The sequence below is a fragment of the Streptomyces sp. NPDC088261 genome, from assembly GCF_044740805.1.
Classification (GTDB): domain Bacteria; phylum Actinomycetota; class Actinomycetes; order Streptomycetales; family Streptomycetaceae; genus Streptomyces.
The window spans coordinates 116,608-132,027 of record NZ_JBIURL010000003.1 but is presented as its reverse complement, the minus strand read 5'-3'; the positions used below and the strand labels follow the sequence as shown (position 1 = coordinate 132,027).

At 71.8% G+C, this 15,420-nt stretch carries 10 protein-coding genes; 7 read left to right on the top strand and 3 right to left on the bottom strand.

Annotated elements, in window-relative coordinates; genetic code table 11:
• Window positions 1-94: 94 nt before the first annotated feature.
• Window positions 95-2,503 (bottom strand): endopeptidase La, encoded by a 2,409-nt coding sequence (lon, locus tag ACIODU_RS07780; RefSeq protein ID WP_356427252.1) that lies wholly within the window; start codon window positions 2,501-2,503, stop codon window positions 95-97.
• Window positions 2,504-2,751: 248 nt separating this feature from the next.
• Here lon and ACIODU_RS07775 point away from each other — a divergent pair, with 248 nt between their 5' ends.
• The 5 genes from ACIODU_RS07775 to ACIODU_RS07755 all read left to right on the top strand — a co-directional run bounded on the left by ACIODU_RS07775 (window position 2,752) and on the right by ACIODU_RS07755 (window position 10,062).
• Window positions 2,752-3,480: a spermidine synthase gene (locus tag ACIODU_RS07775; protein WP_356427254.1), complete on the top strand. Its 729-nt coding sequence runs from the start codon at window positions 2,752-2,754 to the stop codon at window positions 3,478-3,480.
• A 124-nt stretch (window positions 3,481-3,604) separates the two neighbouring features.
• On the top strand, window positions 3,605-4,342 hold the full coding sequence (locus ACIODU_RS07770; RefSeq protein WP_161311201.1) for a response regulator transcription factor: 738 nt from the start codon (window positions 3,605-3,607) through the stop codon (window positions 4,340-4,342).
• A 176-nt stretch (window positions 4,343-4,518) separates the two neighbouring features.
• Window positions 4,519-5,574, top strand: coding sequence for an ATP-binding protein (locus ACIODU_RS07765; protein ID WP_401765874.1), 1,056 nt, complete (start codon window positions 4,519-4,521; stop codon window positions 5,572-5,574).
• Window positions 5,575-5,854: 280 nt separating this feature from the next.
• The gene (locus tag ACIODU_RS07760; protein WP_401765146.1) at window positions 5,855-9,778 is read left to right on the top strand and encodes a multifunctional oxoglutarate decarboxylase/oxoglutarate dehydrogenase thiamine pyrophosphate-binding subunit/dihydrolipoyllysine-residue succinyltransferase subunit; all 3,924 of its coding nucleotides are present in this window, start codon (window positions 5,855-5,857) and stop codon (window positions 9,776-9,778) included.
• A gap of 101 nt (window positions 9,779-9,879) precedes the next feature.
• Window positions 9,880-10,062: a DUF6104 family protein gene (locus ACIODU_RS07755; RefSeq protein WP_356427260.1), complete on the top strand. Its 183-nt coding sequence runs from the start codon at window positions 9,880-9,882 to the stop codon at window positions 10,060-10,062.
• 37 nt (window positions 10,063-10,099) lie between these two features.
• On the opposite strand, the gene ACIODU_RS07750 is transcribed toward ACIODU_RS07755, so the two are convergent.
• Complete coding sequence (locus tag ACIODU_RS07750) at window positions 10,100-11,182, bottom strand: phosphotransferase family protein (RefSeq protein ID WP_401765142.1); 1,083 nt, start codon at window positions 11,180-11,182, stop codon at window positions 10,100-10,102.
• Window positions 11,183-11,333: 151 nt separating this feature from the next.
• On the opposite strand from ACIODU_RS07750, the gene ACIODU_RS07745 reads away from it, so the two are divergent.
• Together ACIODU_RS07745 and ACIODU_RS07740 are read left to right on the top strand one after the other, a co-directional pair.
• The gene (locus ACIODU_RS07745) at window positions 11,334-12,206 is read left to right on the top strand and encodes a DUF4097 family beta strand repeat-containing protein (RefSeq protein ID WP_401765871.1); all 873 of its coding nucleotides are present in this window, start codon (window positions 11,334-11,336) and stop codon (window positions 12,204-12,206) included.
• A 1-nt stretch (window position 12,207) separates the two neighbouring features.
• Window positions 12,208-13,233: a helix-turn-helix transcriptional regulator gene (locus tag ACIODU_RS07740; protein ID WP_401765140.1), complete on the top strand. Its 1,026-nt coding sequence runs from the start codon at window positions 12,208-12,210 to the stop codon at window positions 13,231-13,233.
• A gap of 1,083 nt (window positions 13,234-14,316) precedes the next feature.
• Here the strand turns inward: ACIODU_RS07740 and ACIODU_RS07735 are convergent.
• On the bottom strand, window positions 14,317-15,285 hold the full coding sequence (locus ACIODU_RS07735) for a zinc-binding dehydrogenase (protein WP_401765137.1): 969 nt from the start codon (window positions 15,283-15,285) through the stop codon (window positions 14,317-14,319).
• Between the last annotated feature and the right edge of the window lie 135 nt (window positions 15,286-15,420).

Here is a 15,420-nt window from a genome sequence, read left to right as displayed (position 1 = left end):
CGGGCGATCACCATGGAGGCACACGCCGACGGCCGCGCCCGCCCGGAGCGTAAGTCCGGGAGTGCGCGGCCGTCGTCAGTAGGGGGCCGGAGGCTTATGCCGCTGCCGGGAGCCTCACCTCTGCCGGGGAGAGGGCGATGTCCAGGACCTGGCGGACGTCCGTCACCGGGTGGATCTCCAGTTTGTCCAGGATCTCCGCCGGGACGTCGTCCAGGTCCGCCTCGTTGCGCTTCGGGATCACGACCGTCGTGATGCCCGCCCGGTGGGCCGCCAGGAGCTTCTGCTTCAGGCCGCCGATGGGCAGGACGCGGCCGGTCAGCGAGACCTCGCCGGTCATGGCGACGTCCGTGCGGACCAGGCGGCCGCTCAGGAGCGAGGCCAGGGCCGTCGTCATCGTGATGCCCGCGCTCGGGCCGTCCTTCGGGACCGCGCCCGCCGGGAAGTGGATGTGCACGCCCCGGTCCTTGAGGTCCGCGACCGGCAGTTCCAGTTCCGCGCCGCGCGAGCGGAGGAAGGAGAGTGCGATCTGCGCCGACTCCTTCATCACGTCACCCAGCTGACCGGTCAGGGTCAGCCCCGAGCCGCCCGTCTCCGGGTCGGCCAGCGACGCCTCCACGAAGAGGACGTCACCGCCCGCGCCGGTGACCGCGAGGCCCGTCGCCACGCCCGGGACCGCCGTGCGGCGCTCCGCCGGGTCCTGGGCGGACTCGGGGACGTGGTGCGGACGGCCGATCAGCTTGCGCAGATCGTCCGGGCCCAGCGTGAACGGCAGTTCCCGCTTGCCCAGTTCGTGTTCCGCCGCGACCTTGCGGAGGAGTCTGGCGATGGACCGCTCCAGGTTACGGACGCCCGCCTCGCGGGTGTACTCGCCCGCCAGCCTGCGCAGCGCCTCGTCCTCCAGCGTGACCTCGCCGGTCTCCAGGCCCGCGCGCTCCAGCTGCCGGGGCAGCAGGTGGTCCCTGGCGATGACGACCTTCTCGTCCTCGGTGTAGCCGTCGAGCCTGACCAGCTCCATCCGGTCGAGCAGCGCCTCCGGGATCGCCTCCAGGACGTTCGCCGTGGCGAGGAACACCACGTCGGACAGGTCGAGTTCGACCTCCAGGTAGTGGTCACGGAAGGTGTGGTTCTGCGCCGGGTCCAGGACTTCGAGCAGCGCCGCCGCCGGGTCGCCCCGGTAGTCGGAGCCGACCTTGTCGATCTCGTCGAGCAGGACGACCGGATTCATCGAGCCGGCCTCCTTGATCGCCCGGACGATACGGCCCGGCAGGGCGCCGACGTACGTACGCCGGTGTCCGCGGATCTCCGCCTCGTCACGGACGCCGCCCAGCGCCACCCGCACGAACTTGCGTCCCATGGAGTGCGCGACCGATTCGCCCAGCGAGGTCTTTCCGACGCCGGGAGGCCCGACCAGGGCCAGTACGGCGCCGCCGCGACGGCCGCCGACCACCCCGAGGCCGCGCTCCGCCCGCCGCTTGCGCACGGCCAGGTACTCGGTGATGCGCTCCTTCACGTCCTCCAGGCCCGCGTGCTCGGCGTCGAGGATGCGCTGGGCGCCCCTGATGTCATACTCGTCCTCGGTCCTGACGTTCCAGGGCAGTTCGAGGACCGTGTCCAGCCACGTGCGGATCCAGGAGCCCTCGGGGCTCTGGTCCGACGAGCGCTCCAGCTTCTCGACCTCCTTGAGGGCGGCCTCCCGCACCTTCTCCGGCAGGTCCGCGGCCTCGACCCGGGTCCGGTAGTCGTCGGACTCGTCCTCGTCGCCCTCGCCGTTCAGGCCGCGCAGCTCCTTCCGTACGGCTTCGAGCTGGCGCCTCAGCAGGAACTCACGCTGCTGCTTGTCGACGCCCTCCTGGACGTCCTTGGCGATGGACTCCGCGACGTCCTGCTCCGCGAGGTGTTCCCGGAGCTGGTCGGTGGCGAGCTTGAGCCGGGCCACCGGGTCGGTGGTCTCCAGCAGCTCGACCTTCTGCGCGGTCGAGAGGAACGGTGAGTACCCGGCGTTGTCCGCCAGCTGCGACACGTCGTCGATCTGCTGCACGCGGTCGACCACCTGCCAGGCGCCGCGCTTCTTCAGCCAGTCCGCGGCGAGGGCCTTGTACTCCTTCATCAGGTCGGTGACGGCCCCGGGCAGCGGGTCCGGCGCCAGCTCCTCGACGCTCAGGCCCTCGACCCAGAGGGCCGCGCCGGGTCCGGACGTCCCCGCGCCGATCTGCACGCGGCCACGGCCGCGGATCAGTGCGCCGGGGTCGCCGTCGGAGAGCCGGCCGACCTGCTCGACGGTGCCGCGCACGCCCGTACCGGCGTACGTGCCGTCGATGCGCGGGACGAGCAGCACCTGCGGCTTGCCCCCGCCCCCCTCGGCGCGGGCGGCGGCCTGCGCGGCCTCCACGGCCGCCCGGACCTCGGCGTCGGACAGGTCGAGCGGAACCACCATTCCGGGCAGCACGACCTCGTCGTCGAGCGGCAGCACGGGAAGCGTGAGCGATGTGGACGTGAGAGCCATGATCTCCCCTTCGGCATTCAAGTTGAGCTATACCCGCTCAATGCTTGTGAGCCTCCTGTTGTTCCCCTGGGGGCGTTCGCTCTGAGCGATCACTCCCGCACGCGTACCGCGGGCGGGAGGCAGAGAGGTGTAACGCCCTGAAGGGGGTCACGCTTCCCGTACCCGAACCGGTTTGTCGGCGGCCCGCGCCGCGCACCAGGATGGGACCGAGAGCGCAGACACCAGCAGTCCCCCGGAGAGGCCGCACCATGCCCGTATCCGCCCAGGCACCAGGCCCGGAATCGCACCACTCACCGGATCACGACGACCGCCCCGTCGTCCTCGACCGCCGCGACGGCCCGTACGGCGAGGTGGTCCTCCGGCGGCGCGGCGCCGAGCTGGAGATCATCGCCAACGGGTGCTTCCTCATGGACACCTCCGACGGCCGCTCCGAGCGCCTCCTCATCGACGCCGCCCTCGCCGCCCTCCCCGAGGACCGGCGCGAGCAGCGGCCCTCCGTCCTCGTCGGCGGCCTCGGCGTCGGCTTCTCCCTCGCGCACGCCGCCGCCGACCCCCGCTGGGGCCGGATCGTGGTCGTCGAGCGCGAACAGGCGGTCATCGACTGGCACCGCTCCGGCCCGCTCGCCCGGATCTCGGGCGCGGCGCTCGCCGACCCGCGCACGGTGATCCTGCACACCGATCTGGTCGAGCACGTGAAGACCGCCACGGACAGCTACGACGCCCTGTGTCTCGACATCGACAACGGGCCCGACTGGACGGTCACCGAGGACAACGGGAGCCTCTACACGCCGGCCGGGCTCGCGGCGTGCCGCGAACGCCTCAACCCCGGTGGTGTACTGGCCATTTGGTCCGCCCAGCCGTCCCCCGCCTTCGGCGAAGCGCTACGGAATGCCGGGTTCGGTGGAGTTGCTGCCGAAGAGATCCCTGTTGCCCGGGGCGTACCGGACGTCGTTCATCTCGCCGCTCGCACTGCGTAGCCGTGACCCTGTTCCTGCCTCTACGCTGCTCCCGACACACACGATCTCCATCCACATCGACATGGAGATCGGAGATCACGGATCGACGATCGCGGAACGCGTACCAGCCAGCAGGGGCGGGGCCATGGAGCAGACACAGACCAGCCACAACGGGGTCGCGGCGACGCCGGGGGCCCAGCGAAGGGTCCTGGTCGTCGAGGACGACGCGACCATCGTCGACGCCATCGCCGCCCGGCTGCGGGCCGAGGGCTTCCTGGTCCAGACGGCGGTGGACGGCCCCGCGGCCGTCGACGCGGCCGAGGCCTGGCAGCCCGACGTGATGGTCCTCGACGTGATGCTGCCCGGCTTCGACGGCCTGGAGGTCTGCCGCCGCGTCCAGGCGCAGCGCCCCGTGCCGGTGCTGATGCTGACCGCCCGCGACGACGAGACGGACATGCTGGTGGGACTCGGCGTCGGCGCCGACGACTACATGACCAAGCCCTTCTCCATGCGGGAGCTGGCGGCGCGCGTGCACGTGCTGCTGCGCCGCGTGGAGCGCGCGGCGCTCGCCGCCGTCACCCCGCGCAGCGGCATCCTGCGCCTCGGCGAGCTGGAGATCGACCACGCGCAGCGCCGGGTACGGGTGCGCGGCGAGGACGTCCACCTGACGCCCACCGAGTTCGACCTGCTGGTCTGCCTGGCGAGCACCCCGCGCGCGGTGCTCTCCCGCGAGCAGCTCCTCGCCGAGGTGTGGGACTGGGCGGACGCGTCGGGCACCCGTACCGTCGACAGCCACATCAAGGCGCTGCGCCGGAAGATCGGCGCCGAGCGGATCCGTACGGTCCACGGGGTCGGGTACGCCCTGGAGACCCCGGCCCCATGAGCCGCCCCCGGGACGGCGCGCGGCGGGGGACCGACCCGCGCGGCGGTCCTTACGGCACCTCGCGCGGCGGTCCCTTCGACGGCCCGTACGGCGGACAGCGCGGCGGACCCCGGACAAGACCGGGCGGCCGGCCCAAGCAGCCCGGCCGCCGCGCCGGGGCCCCGGAGAAGACCGGTCTGCGCCCCTTCTCCATCAAGACCAAGCTCGGCACGCTGGTGGTCGTCTCCGTCTTCATCACCACCGGGCTGCTGATGGTGGCCCTCCGTACGGAGACCGAGCTGCGCTTCATCACCGTCTTCTCGGTGATCGCCACGCTCCTCATCACCCAGTTCGTGGCCCACGGCCTCACCGCGCCGCTGGACGAGATGAACACCGTCGCGAAGGGCATATCGCACGGCGACTACACCCGCCGGGTCAGCGGCATCGACCGCCGCGACGAGCTGGGCGACCTCGCCGCCACCATCAACCGGATGGCGGACGACCTGGAGGCCGTGGACCGGCACCGCAAGGAGCTGGTCGCCAACGTCTCGCACGAGCTGCGCACCCCCATCGCGGCGCTGCGCGCGGTCCTGGAGAACGTCGTGGACGGCGTGTCCGCCGCGGATCCGGAGACGATGCGCACCGCCCTGCGGCAGACGGAACGGCTGGGCCGGCTCACCGAGACGCTGCTCGACCTGTCCAGGCTCGACAACGGCGTCGTCACCCTGAAGGCCCAGCGCTTCGAGGTGTGGCCGTACCTGTCCGGCGTACTCAAAGAGGCCAATCTGGCCGCGTCGCAGCGCGCGCTCAGCTCCGGATCCGGCAATCACACCCGTACGGACGTCCACCTCCATCTGGACGTCTCGCCGCCGGAACTGACCGCGCACGCGGACGCGGAGCGCCTGCACCAGGTCGTCGCCAACCTCATCGACAACGCGGTCAAGCACAGCCCGCCGCACGGGCGGGTGACGGTACGGGCCCGGCGCGGCCCCCGCCCCGAGTCGCTGGACCTGGAGGTCCAGGACGAGGGTCCCGGGATACCGGAGGCCGAACGGCACCGGGTCTTCGAGCGGTTCAACCGCGGGAGCGCCCCCTCGCCGCACGGTCCCGGCAGCGACGGGGGCACCGGTCTGGGCCTGGCGATCGCGCGCTGGGCGGTCGATCTGCACGGCGGGCGCATCGGAGTGGCCGAATCCGCGCGTGGCTGCCGGATACGCGTCACTCTTCCGGGAATTCCCCAGGCCCGGGATTGACGTAGAGTTCGGACTTGTTAACGCACGATCTCCGGGTACGGAGTCGGGGACGGGCGGACTACGGGCCGCGGACCCGCCGTAGCCGGGCACAGTGCTCCACGGGCGCTCTCCCGGCGAGGTGAACCGTGCTTGTTTCCCGCCATTTCATACGCTGAAACCCGCCGTCAGATGTGACTTGCACGACGATGGCCCGCCTGGCCTGCACCTGCGGGCCCGGTTAGGCGTAGCCTTGATTCCCGCTGTCCATCACCTTGTGAAGCGGAAGAGGGCGGTTCACGCCGTGTCGTCTCAGTCCCCCAGTAAGCCGAGTATCTCGACCGATGAAGACGGGCAGGGGAAGAACCCCGCCGCCGCCTTCGGCGCCAATGAGTGGCTCGTCGACGAGATCTACCAGCAGTACCTCCAGGACCCGAATTCGGTCGACCGCGCCTGGTGGGACTTCTTCGCCGACTACAAGCCGGGCACGCCCGGCACGGCGGACAAGCCGGCGGAGACCGCCGCCGCGGGGGCTGCGGTGACCCCGGCCGCCGCACCGGCGGCCGCCCCGGCCCCGACAGCCACCCCGGCCCCGCAGGCCGCGGCACCGGCACGGCCCGCCGCGGCACCGGCGCAGGCCCCGGCCGCCCCTCCCGCTCCCGCCCCGCAGGCGCGGCCCGCGCAGGCCCCGGCCGCCGCCGCTCCCGTACAGCAGGCACAGCCGGCGCAGCAGGCCCAGCCCGCGCCCGTGACCACCGCACCGGTCACCCCGAAGCCCGCGACCGCGCCGGCCCCGGCCGCGGCGAAGCCGTCCACGAACGGCAACGCCCCCGCCGCCGCGCCCGAGGGCCCGGAGTACGTGACCCTGCGCGGCCCGTCCGCCGCCGTCGCGAAGAACATGAACGCGTCGCTGGAGCTGCCCACGGCCACGTCCGTGCGCGCCGTCCCGGTGAAGCTGCTGTTCGACAACCGCATCGTCATCAACAACCACCTGAAGCGCGCGCGGGGCGGCAAGATCTCCTTCACGCACCTCATCGGGTACGCGATGGTGCAGGCGCTCAAGGTCATGCCGACGATGAACCACTCCTTCACGGAGAAGGACGGCAAGCCGACCCTCGTCAAGCCCGAGCACGTCAACCTGGGCCTGGCCATCGACCTGGTGAAGCCGAACGGCGACCGCCAGCTCGTCGTCGCCGGCATCAAGAAGGCCGAGACGCTCAACTTCTTCGAGTTCTGGCAGGCGTACGAGGACATCGTCCGGCGCGCCCGTACGAACAAGCTGACGATGGAGGACTTCACCGGAGTCACCGCGTCGCTGACCAACCCCGGCGGCATCGGCACCGTCCACTCCGTGCCGCGCCTGATGCCCGGTCAGGGCCTCATCCTCGGTGTCGGCGCGATGGACTACCCCGCCGAGTTCCAGGGCACCTCGCAGGACACCCTGAACAAGCTGGGCATCTCCAAGGTCATGACGCTGACCTCGACGTACGACCACCGCGTCATCCAGGGCGCCGCGTCCGGCGAGTTCCTGCGGATCCTCAGCCAACTGCTGCTCGGCGAGAACGACTTCTTCGACGAGATCTTCAAGTCGCTGCGGATCCCGTACGAGCCGGTCCGCTGGCTCAAGGACATCGACGCCTCCCACGACGAGGACGTCACCAAGCCCGCCCGGGTCTTCGAGCTGATCCACTCCTACCGGGTCCGCGGCCACGTCATGGCCGACACCGACCCGCTGGAGTACCGCCAGCGCAAGCACCCCGACCTGGACATCACCGAGCACGGGCTCACGCTGTGGGACCTGGAGCGGGAGTTCGCGGTCGGCGGGTTCGCCGGCAAGTCCATGATGAAGCTGCGCGACATCCTGGGCGTGCTGCGCGAGTCGTACTGCCGTACCACCGGCATCGAGTTCATGCACATCCAGGACCCGAAGCAGCGCAAGTGGCTCCAGGACCGCGTCGAGCGCCCGCGCGGCAAGCCGGAGCGCGAGGAGCAGCTGCGGATCCTGCGCCGGCTGAACGCGGCCGAGGCGTTCGAGACGTTCCTCCAGACGAAGTACGTGGGCCAGAAGCGCTTCTCGCTGGAGGGCGGCGAGTCCGTCATCCCGCTGCTCGACGCGGTCCTCGACTCCGCCGCCGAGGCGCGCCTGGACGAGGTCGTCGTGGGCATGGCCCACCGCGGCCGCCTCAACGTCCTCGCGAACATCGTGGGCAAGTCGTACGCCCAGATCTTCCGCGAGTTCGAGGGCAACCTCGACCCGAAGTCGATGCACGGCTCCGGCGACGTCAAGTACCACCTGGGCGCCAGCGGCACCTTCACCGGTCTGGACGGCGAGCAGATCAAGGTCTCGCTGGCCGCGAACCCCTCGCACCTGGAGGCGGTCGACCCGATCCTCGAAGGCATCGCCCGCGCCAAGCAGGACATCATCAACAAGGCCGGCACGGACTTCACCGTCCTGCCCGTCGCGCTCCACGGCGACGCGGCCTTCGCGGGCCAGGGTGTGGTCGCCGAGACGCTCAACATGTCGCAGCTGCGCGGCTACCGCACCGGCGGCACGGTCCACATCGTGATCAACAACCAGGTCGGCTTCACCGCCGCCCCGGAGGCGTCCCGCTCGTCCATGTACGCGACCGACGTCGCGCGCATGATCGAGGCGCCGATCATCCACGTGAACGGTGACGACCCGGAGGCGGTCGTCCGCGTCGGGCGGCTGGCGTTCGAGTTCCGCCAGACGTTCAACAAGGACGTCGTGATCGACCTCATCTGCTACCGCCGCCGCGGTCACAACGAGGGCGACAACCCGCAGTTCACCAACCCGCAGATGTACAACCTGATCGACAAGAAGCGCTCGGTGCGCAAGCTCTACACCGAGTCGCTCATCGGTCGCGGCGACATCACGCTGGAAGAGGCGGAGCAGGCGCTCCAGGACTTCCAGGGCCAGCTGGAGAAGGTCTTCGCGGAGGTCCGCGAGGCCACCTCGCAGCCCGCCCCGACCCATGTCCCGGACGCCCAGGCGGAGTTCCCGGTCGCGGTCACCACGGCCGTCTCCCAGGAGGTCGTCAAGCGGATCGCCGAGTCGCAGGTCGCCATCCCCGACTCGGTCACCGTCCACCCCCGCCTGATGCCGCAGCTCCAGCGCCGCGCGTCGTCCGTGGACGACGGCACGATCGACTGGGGCATGGGCGAGACCCTCGCCATCGGCTCGCTGCTGATGGAGGGCACGCCGGTCCGGCTGTCGGGCCAGGACACCCGGCGCGGTACGTTCGGCCAGCGCCACGCGGTCCTCGTCGACCAGGAGACCGGCGAGGACTACACCCCGCTGCTCTACCTGAGCGACGACCAGGCCCGGTACAACGTCTACGACTCGCTGCTCAGCGAGTACGCGGCGATGGGCTTCGAGTACGGCTACTCCCTCGCCAGGCCGGAATCGCTGGTCATGTGGGAGGCGCAGTTCGGTGACTTCGTCAACGGCGCGCAGACGGTCGTGGACGAGTTCATCTCCTCGGCCGAGCAGAAGTGGGGCCAGACGTCCGGCGTCACCCTGCTGCTGCCGCACGGGTACGAGGGCCAGGGCCCGGACCACTCGTCCGCGCGCCCCGAGCGCTTCCTCCAGATGTGCGCGCAGAACAACATGACGGTCGCCATGCCGACGCTGCCGTCGAACTACTTCCACCTGCTGCGCTGGCAGGTCCACAACCCGCACCACAAGCCGCTGATCGTCTTCACCCCGAAGCTGCTGCTGCGTCTCAAGGCGGCCGCGTCGAAGGTGGAGGAGTTCACCACCGGCGGCTTCCGCCCGGTGATCGGCGACACGGCGGTCGCGGCGGGCACCGTCGATCCGGCCGCGGTGCGCAAGGTCGTCTTCTGCGCCGGCAAGGTCTACTACGACCTGGAGGCCGAGCGGCAGAAGCGCGGTTCGACGGACACGGCGATCCTGCGCCTGGAGCGGCTGTACCCGCTGCCCGGCCAGGAACTCCAGGCGGAGATCGCCAAGTTCCCGAACGCCGACAAGTACCTGTGGGCCCAGGAGGAGCCGGCGAACCAGGGCGCGTGGCCGTTCATCGCGCTCAACCTGATCGACCACCTGGACCTGGCGGTCGGCGCCGACATCCCGCACGGTGAGCGCCTGCGCCGCATCTCGCGGCCGCACTCCTCGTCCCCGGCGGTCGGCTCGGCCAAGCGCCACCAGGCGGAGCAGGCCCAGCTGGTCAACGAGGTCTTCGACGCCTGACCTCTGGTGGTACGGCCGGAGGGCCCGGCCCGCGCGATACGCCGCGCGGACCGGGCCCTCCGGCGTTCTCCGCTCCCCCACCAGGTCGTTACGCTGGTCGTATGTACTTCACGGACCGTGGGATCGAGGAACTGGACAAGCGACGCGGCGAGGAGGAGGTCACCTTCGCCTGGCTCGCCGAGCAGTTGCGGGTCTTTGTCGACCTCAACCCGGATTTCGAGGTGCCGGTGGAGCGGCTGGCGACGTGGTTGGCGAGGTCGGACGACGACGAGGACGACGAGTAGCAGCGAGTAGCGCCTGGAGTATCGGCCGGGCGGCCGGTCAGCGGCCCGCCGCCACCCCGGCCACCGAGGCCCAGGCCAGGGCGCGCAGACATCCCGAGCGGACATCGTCCAGGTGCCGGGCCAGTTCCCCCGGGTTGTCGCTGTGGAGGCCCTGGCGGACCGCGGTCAGACCGGGACCGAGACGCAGGTGCAGTCCCCACGTGAGGTGGGCGGTGGCGAACCCCACGGCGGCGGCGCGGCGCGACTCGGCGCCGGCCAGCTCACCGAGGGCGCGGCCATAGGCGTCCAGGAGGGCCGCCTCGTCCAGCTCGCCGTATCCGCCGAACGTACGGTAGAGGGAGACGAAGGTGCCCAGGTCGAAGCCCACGGGGCCGACGCCGACGTGCTCCCAGTCGATGAGGACGAGGGCGTGGTCGCCGTCCAGGCATGCGTTGCGCGGAGTGAGATCGCCGTGGACGAGAGTGGCGGGCAGCGCGGCCGCGCGTGAGGTCAGCTCGGCGGCCGCGTCCAGGCAGAGGTGCAGGGCGTGGACCTGCTCGTGGGTGAACAGGGCCCGGAGGCGCGGCTCGTGGGCGAGTGCGTCGAGGTTGTCGTGGGCGGCCGGGACGTGGTGGCTGTAGGCGGCGTGGCCTTCGCGCTCCAGCCAGGGGACGTCGAGGAGGCCGGGGTCCCGGGCCCCCGGGACATACAGCAGCGCGGCGCGCAGGGCGGTCGTCGTGGCGGCGGCCGGGGTCCAGGGCCGGCTCAGGACGGGGCCGAGGTCGCGCATGACGATCCAGTCGAGACCGCGGTGGCCGACCACGGTCGCGTCCGGCGGTACGGCCAGGCCGCGGGGCAGCAGCGCCGGAATGCCGCTGCCGAAGAAGTGCGCCTCGCGGCGGTCCAGTTGGCTGTCGCGCGAGTCGAGCAGGGATCGGTGACCCCAGCCGGGGATCTTGACGATCCACCCGGACCGGCGGCCGTCCGGGGCGGTGGCGCTCACCCCGAGGACCGCCGCCTGTCCGAGTCCGGGCGACAGGTCACGTACCGAGAGCACCTTCGTTCCGGCTTCCCACGCGCCCTCGTGGGAGGCGAGGAGGGTCTCGATCGTCTCGGCGTCGGGCAGGCCGTGGCCGGTCATTCCGTTCCTTCCGGAGAGGGTCGGCGGACGGGGACCATCGGACCACAGGTGCGCTGTAGGCGTGGGCCTTGACTTCCCCCAGCCACGATATATCGTGTTTCCCAGGAGACGCGATATGTTGCGTCATGTCCGGCCCCGGGAGGTCAGCACCATGGAGTGGTCCGTCTCAGAGCCGAGAAAGCTTGTCTTCGACGACCCCGTCACGGAGCTCAGCGTGCGCATCGTCGACGGCACGGTGAACGTCGTCGGCACGGACGGCGCGGCCCACCTGGAGATCTCCGGGATCCAGGGGCCCCCGCTCATCGTGACCCAGGAGGGCTCGACGCTGACCGTCGCGTACGAGGACCTGCCCTGGAAGGGCTTCCTCAAGTGGCTGGACCCCCAGGGCTGGCGCCGCAAGGCCGTCGTCTCGGTCGCCGTCCCGGCCGGGGCGTCCGTCGAGGTGGGGGTGGTGAACGCGGAGGCCGTGGTCTCGGGGATCCGGGGGCGTACGGACGTACGCGGCGTCACCGGCGACACCACGCTCGTCGGCCTCTCCGGCCCGGTCGGCGCGGAGTCCGTCTCCGGCGGCCTGGAGGCCCAGGCGGTCAGCGGGGACCTCCACTTCCAGTCGGTCTCGGGCGACCTGACGGTCCTCGACGGCGCGGGTTCCTCGGTACGGGCCGAGTCGGTCAGCGGTGACATGGTCATCGACCTGGACCACTCGGGCCGCCCCACGGAGATCCAGGTCGCCACGGTCTCCGGCGAGGTCGCGATCCGGCTGCCGCACCTGACGGACGCGCAGGTGGAGGCGAACACGGCGAGCGGCAGGGTCTCCAGCGCCTTCGACGACCTGCGGGTCGGCGGGCGGTGGGGGGCGAAGAACATCACCGGCACGCTGGGGGCGGGCACGGGGAGCCTCAGGGCGACGACGGTGTCCGGCTCGATCGCGCTGCTGCGCAGGCCGGCGGCGGAACCGTACGACTCCCCCGCCGCGCCCCCGCCCCCGGCGCCGGGCGCCCCCGCCGCCACGAAGGAGCTCTGACATGCCCCCGGTCTTCGCCCACGGACGACTCCGCCTCTACCTGCTCAAGCTCCTGGACGAGGCCCCGCGCCACGGCTACGAGGTGATCCGGCTGCTGGAGGAGCGCTTCCACGGCCTGTACGCCCCCTCGGCGGGCACGGTCTACCCGCGCCTGGCCAAGCTGGAGGCCGAGGGCCTGGTCACGCACGCCACCGAGGGCGGCCGCAAGGTCTACTCGATCACGGACGCGGGACGCGCGGAGCTGGCCGGGCGCAGCGGTGAACTGGCCGACCTGGAGCTGGAGATCCGCGACTCCGTCTCCGAACTGGCCGCGGAGATCCGCGACGACGTGCGGGGCGCGGCGGGGCAGTTGCGCAGCGAGATGCGGGCGGCGGCGTCGGAGAACCGCCGGGCGTCGTCCAAGGCGGGCGCCGCCTCCGACGAGACCGGCGCGCCGGGCGACTGGTCGGCGGCGAAGGAGGAGTTGCGGCGCGCGCAACAGGGCTGGAAGGAGCAGGCCCGCCGGGCGAAGGACGAGTCCCGCCGGGCCCGCGAGGACGCGCAGCAGGCGCGTCGCCAGGCGAGGGAGGCGCAGGAGACGGCGCGGCAGGAGATGCAACGGATCGCGAAGCAGGTCCAGGACCAGGTGCAGGGGCACTTCGCGCGGGGCGACTGGCCGACGGGGTTGCGGGAGGGGCTGTCGGAGCTGACGGGGCAGTTGCGGGGGGTGTACGGGGGCGGCGGCCCGGGGGCGGGGGCGGCGAAGGACGCCGCCGCGGACGCGACCGCGGCTGCCGGCTCCGCCGGCTGGGGAGGGGACGCCACGGGCACGGGCGACCCGGCCCACGACTCGGCCCACGACCCGGCCCGTGACCCGGCCCGTGACCCGGCTCGGGAGCTGGATCGCCTGCTGGACCGCTTCCGCGACGACATCCGCGATGCTGCGCGGGACCATGGGGTGACGGAGGCGCAACTGAGCGAGGCGAGGCGGCACTTGTCGACGGCTGCGGCGCGTGTCGCTGCGCTGCTTCGTCCGGGGGCGCGCTGAGGTCTCGGGCGTCTGCGGCGCGGTGGTGGGCGCGGCCCACTGATTGTCCTCAATCGCCGGACGGGCTTGATGGTGCCCGCTGCGGGCCGGTGGGCGGGGTGCGGGTTGTCGCCGGGGGCCGGGCAGGGGTCGTGTCCTGCACTGCATGTTTTACGTCGCGTGCGCGCCCTCGTTTTGTTTGACGGTAGCCATGCGACACAAAACACGCTTTACGTTCCGGACACGACCCCTGCCCGTCCCCCTTCCAGGCCCGCGCACAAGACAACCGACGGCCCGTCGGGCGAGGGCGGAACCGAGTGCCCCGCACCCGGGGGCAACCCAGGCCCGCCCGGAGGCACCCCCAGCCCGTCCGGCGTTTGAGGACATCCTTGACCCGCACCCATCACCGGCACGGAGGCCAACCAGTCCCGACGCACCCCCGACCCGCCCGGACGCCCCTCTCCAGCCCGTCCGGCGATTGAGGTCATCCTTGACCGGCACCCTGCACCGCGCAGGGACCAACCCAGCCCGCGCGGCCGCCCCCTCAAGCCCGTCCGGCGATTGAGGACATCGGTAAGCCGCGCCCGCGCACCGCGCAGGGCACCATCCAGCCCGTCCGGCGATTGAGGACATCCGTGAGCCGCGCCCGCGTGCCGGGCCACAACCACCCCCGGGGCGGGCGGGGTCGTTCACCGTTCCCGGCGGCGTGAGGGGGGTGGGGTCGGAGGAGGTGCGTGTGGCCGGACGTAAAGCGTGTTTTGTGGCGCATGGCTACCGTTAATCAAGACAAGGGCTCGCACGCGCCGTAAAACATGCAGTCCGGACATACGTACCTCCGCAGGCCCCGCCCCCCGTCACCACGACAAACCCAGCCCGTCCGGCGATTGAGGACATCAGTAAGCCGCGCCCGCGCCCCGGGCAGACGCACAAACAAGCCCGTCCGGCGATTGAGGACAAAAGAAGGAAGCCGCGCCCCCCCCACCGGACCGCAGACGCCCGTTCAGCGCGCCGCCGTCGTCGAGGCGTTCGGGCTGGACGCGTGGCCCGACGGCGTCGGGACGGTCGATCTCGGCGGCCGGATCGTGGATGTCGTCCACGAGCCCGCTACGGGGTCGGCGTAAGCACGATCTTCCCGAAGTGGGTCCCCGCCTCCAGCCGCTCGAAGCCCTCCCGCGCCCGCTCCAGCGGCAGCACCTCGTCGATCACCGGCCGTACCCCCGTCAGCGCGCAGAACGAGAGCAGATCCTCCAACTCGTCCTTCGACCCCATCGTCGAGCCGACGACCTTGAGCTCCAGGAAGAAGATCCGCGTCAGCTCCGCGTGGGCCGGCGCGTCGCCGCTCGTCGCGCCCGAGATCACCAACGTGCCGCCCCTGCGAAGGCACTTGACCGAGTGCGACCAGGTCGCCGCCCCGACCGTCTCGATGACGGCGTCCACCCGCCGGGGCAGCCGCGCGCCCGGTTCGAAGACCTCCGCCGCGCCCAGTTCGAGGGCCTTCGCCCGCTTCGCCTCGTCACGGCTGGTGGCGTAGACCCGCAGCCCGGCGGCGCTGCCGAGGGCGATCGCGGCCGTGGCGACCCCGCCGCCCGCGCCCTGGACGAGGACCGAATCCCCGGGCCGTACACCGGCGTTGGTGAAGAGCATGCGGTACGCGGTGAGCCACGCGGTCGGCAGGCAGGCGGCCTGCTCGAAGGTCAGCTCGGGCGGCTTGGGCAGGACGTTCCAGGTGGGTACGGTGACCTGCTCGGCGAAGGTCCCCTGGTAGCGCTCGGTCAGGATCGAGGGCGTCTCGCGCGGCCCGACACCGTGGCCCGTCGCGCCGATCACCGAGTGGACGACCACCTCGTTGCCGTCCTCGTCGACACCGGCCGCGTCGCAGCCGAGGATCATCGGCAGCCGGTCGGCGGGCAGGCCGACCCCGCGCAGCGACCACAGGTCGTGGTGGTTGAGGGAGGCGGCCCGTACGGTCACGGTGGTCCAGCCGGGCCGCGCCCCAGGCGCCGGGCGTTCCCCCAGCTCCAGGCCGTTCAGCGGATGGTCACGGTCGATGCGGGCTGCGTAGGCGGCGAACATGGCCCTGACGATAGGGCGACGCCCGGGCGCGGCGGAACCGGAACGACGTGTGACACGGACCGCGTCGCGGGCGGGGGCGCCGACGCGCGCGTCACGGCCGGGGCCGCCGGGACGTGGCCGAGGCACGATCGGGGC

Bases quoted from the DNA above. Each gene is read 5' to 3' on its own strand.
- ACIODU_RS07750 (WP_401765142.1), bottom strand. From the start codon at position 11,182: ATGACCGGCCACGGCCTGCCCGACGCCGAGACGATCGAGACCCTCCTC.
- ACIODU_RS07740 (WP_401765140.1), top strand. From the start codon at position 12,208: ATGCCCCCGGTCTTCGCCCACGGACGACTCCGCCTCTACCTGCTCAAG.
- ACIODU_RS07775 (WP_356427254.1), top strand. From the start codon at position 2,752: ATGCCCGTATCCGCCCAGGCACCAGGCCCGGAATCGCACCACTCACCG.
- ACIODU_RS07735 (WP_401765137.1), bottom strand. From the start codon at position 15,285: ATGTTCGCCGCCTACGCAGCCCGCATCGACCGTGACCATCCGCTGAAC.
- ACIODU_RS07745 (WP_401765871.1), top strand. From the start codon at position 11,334: ATGGAGTGGTCCGTCTCAGAGCCGAGAAAGCTTGTCTTCGACGACCCC.
- ACIODU_RS07770 (WP_161311201.1), top strand. From the start codon at position 3,605: ATGGAGCAGACACAGACCAGCCACAACGGGGTCGCGGCGACGCCGGGG.
- lon (WP_356427252.1), bottom strand. From the start codon at position 2,503: ATGGCTCTCACGTCCACATCGCTCACGCTTCCCGTGCTGCCGCTCGAC.
- ACIODU_RS07755 (WP_356427260.1), top strand. From the start codon at position 9,880: ATGTACTTCACGGACCGTGGGATCGAGGAACTGGACAAGCGACGCGGC.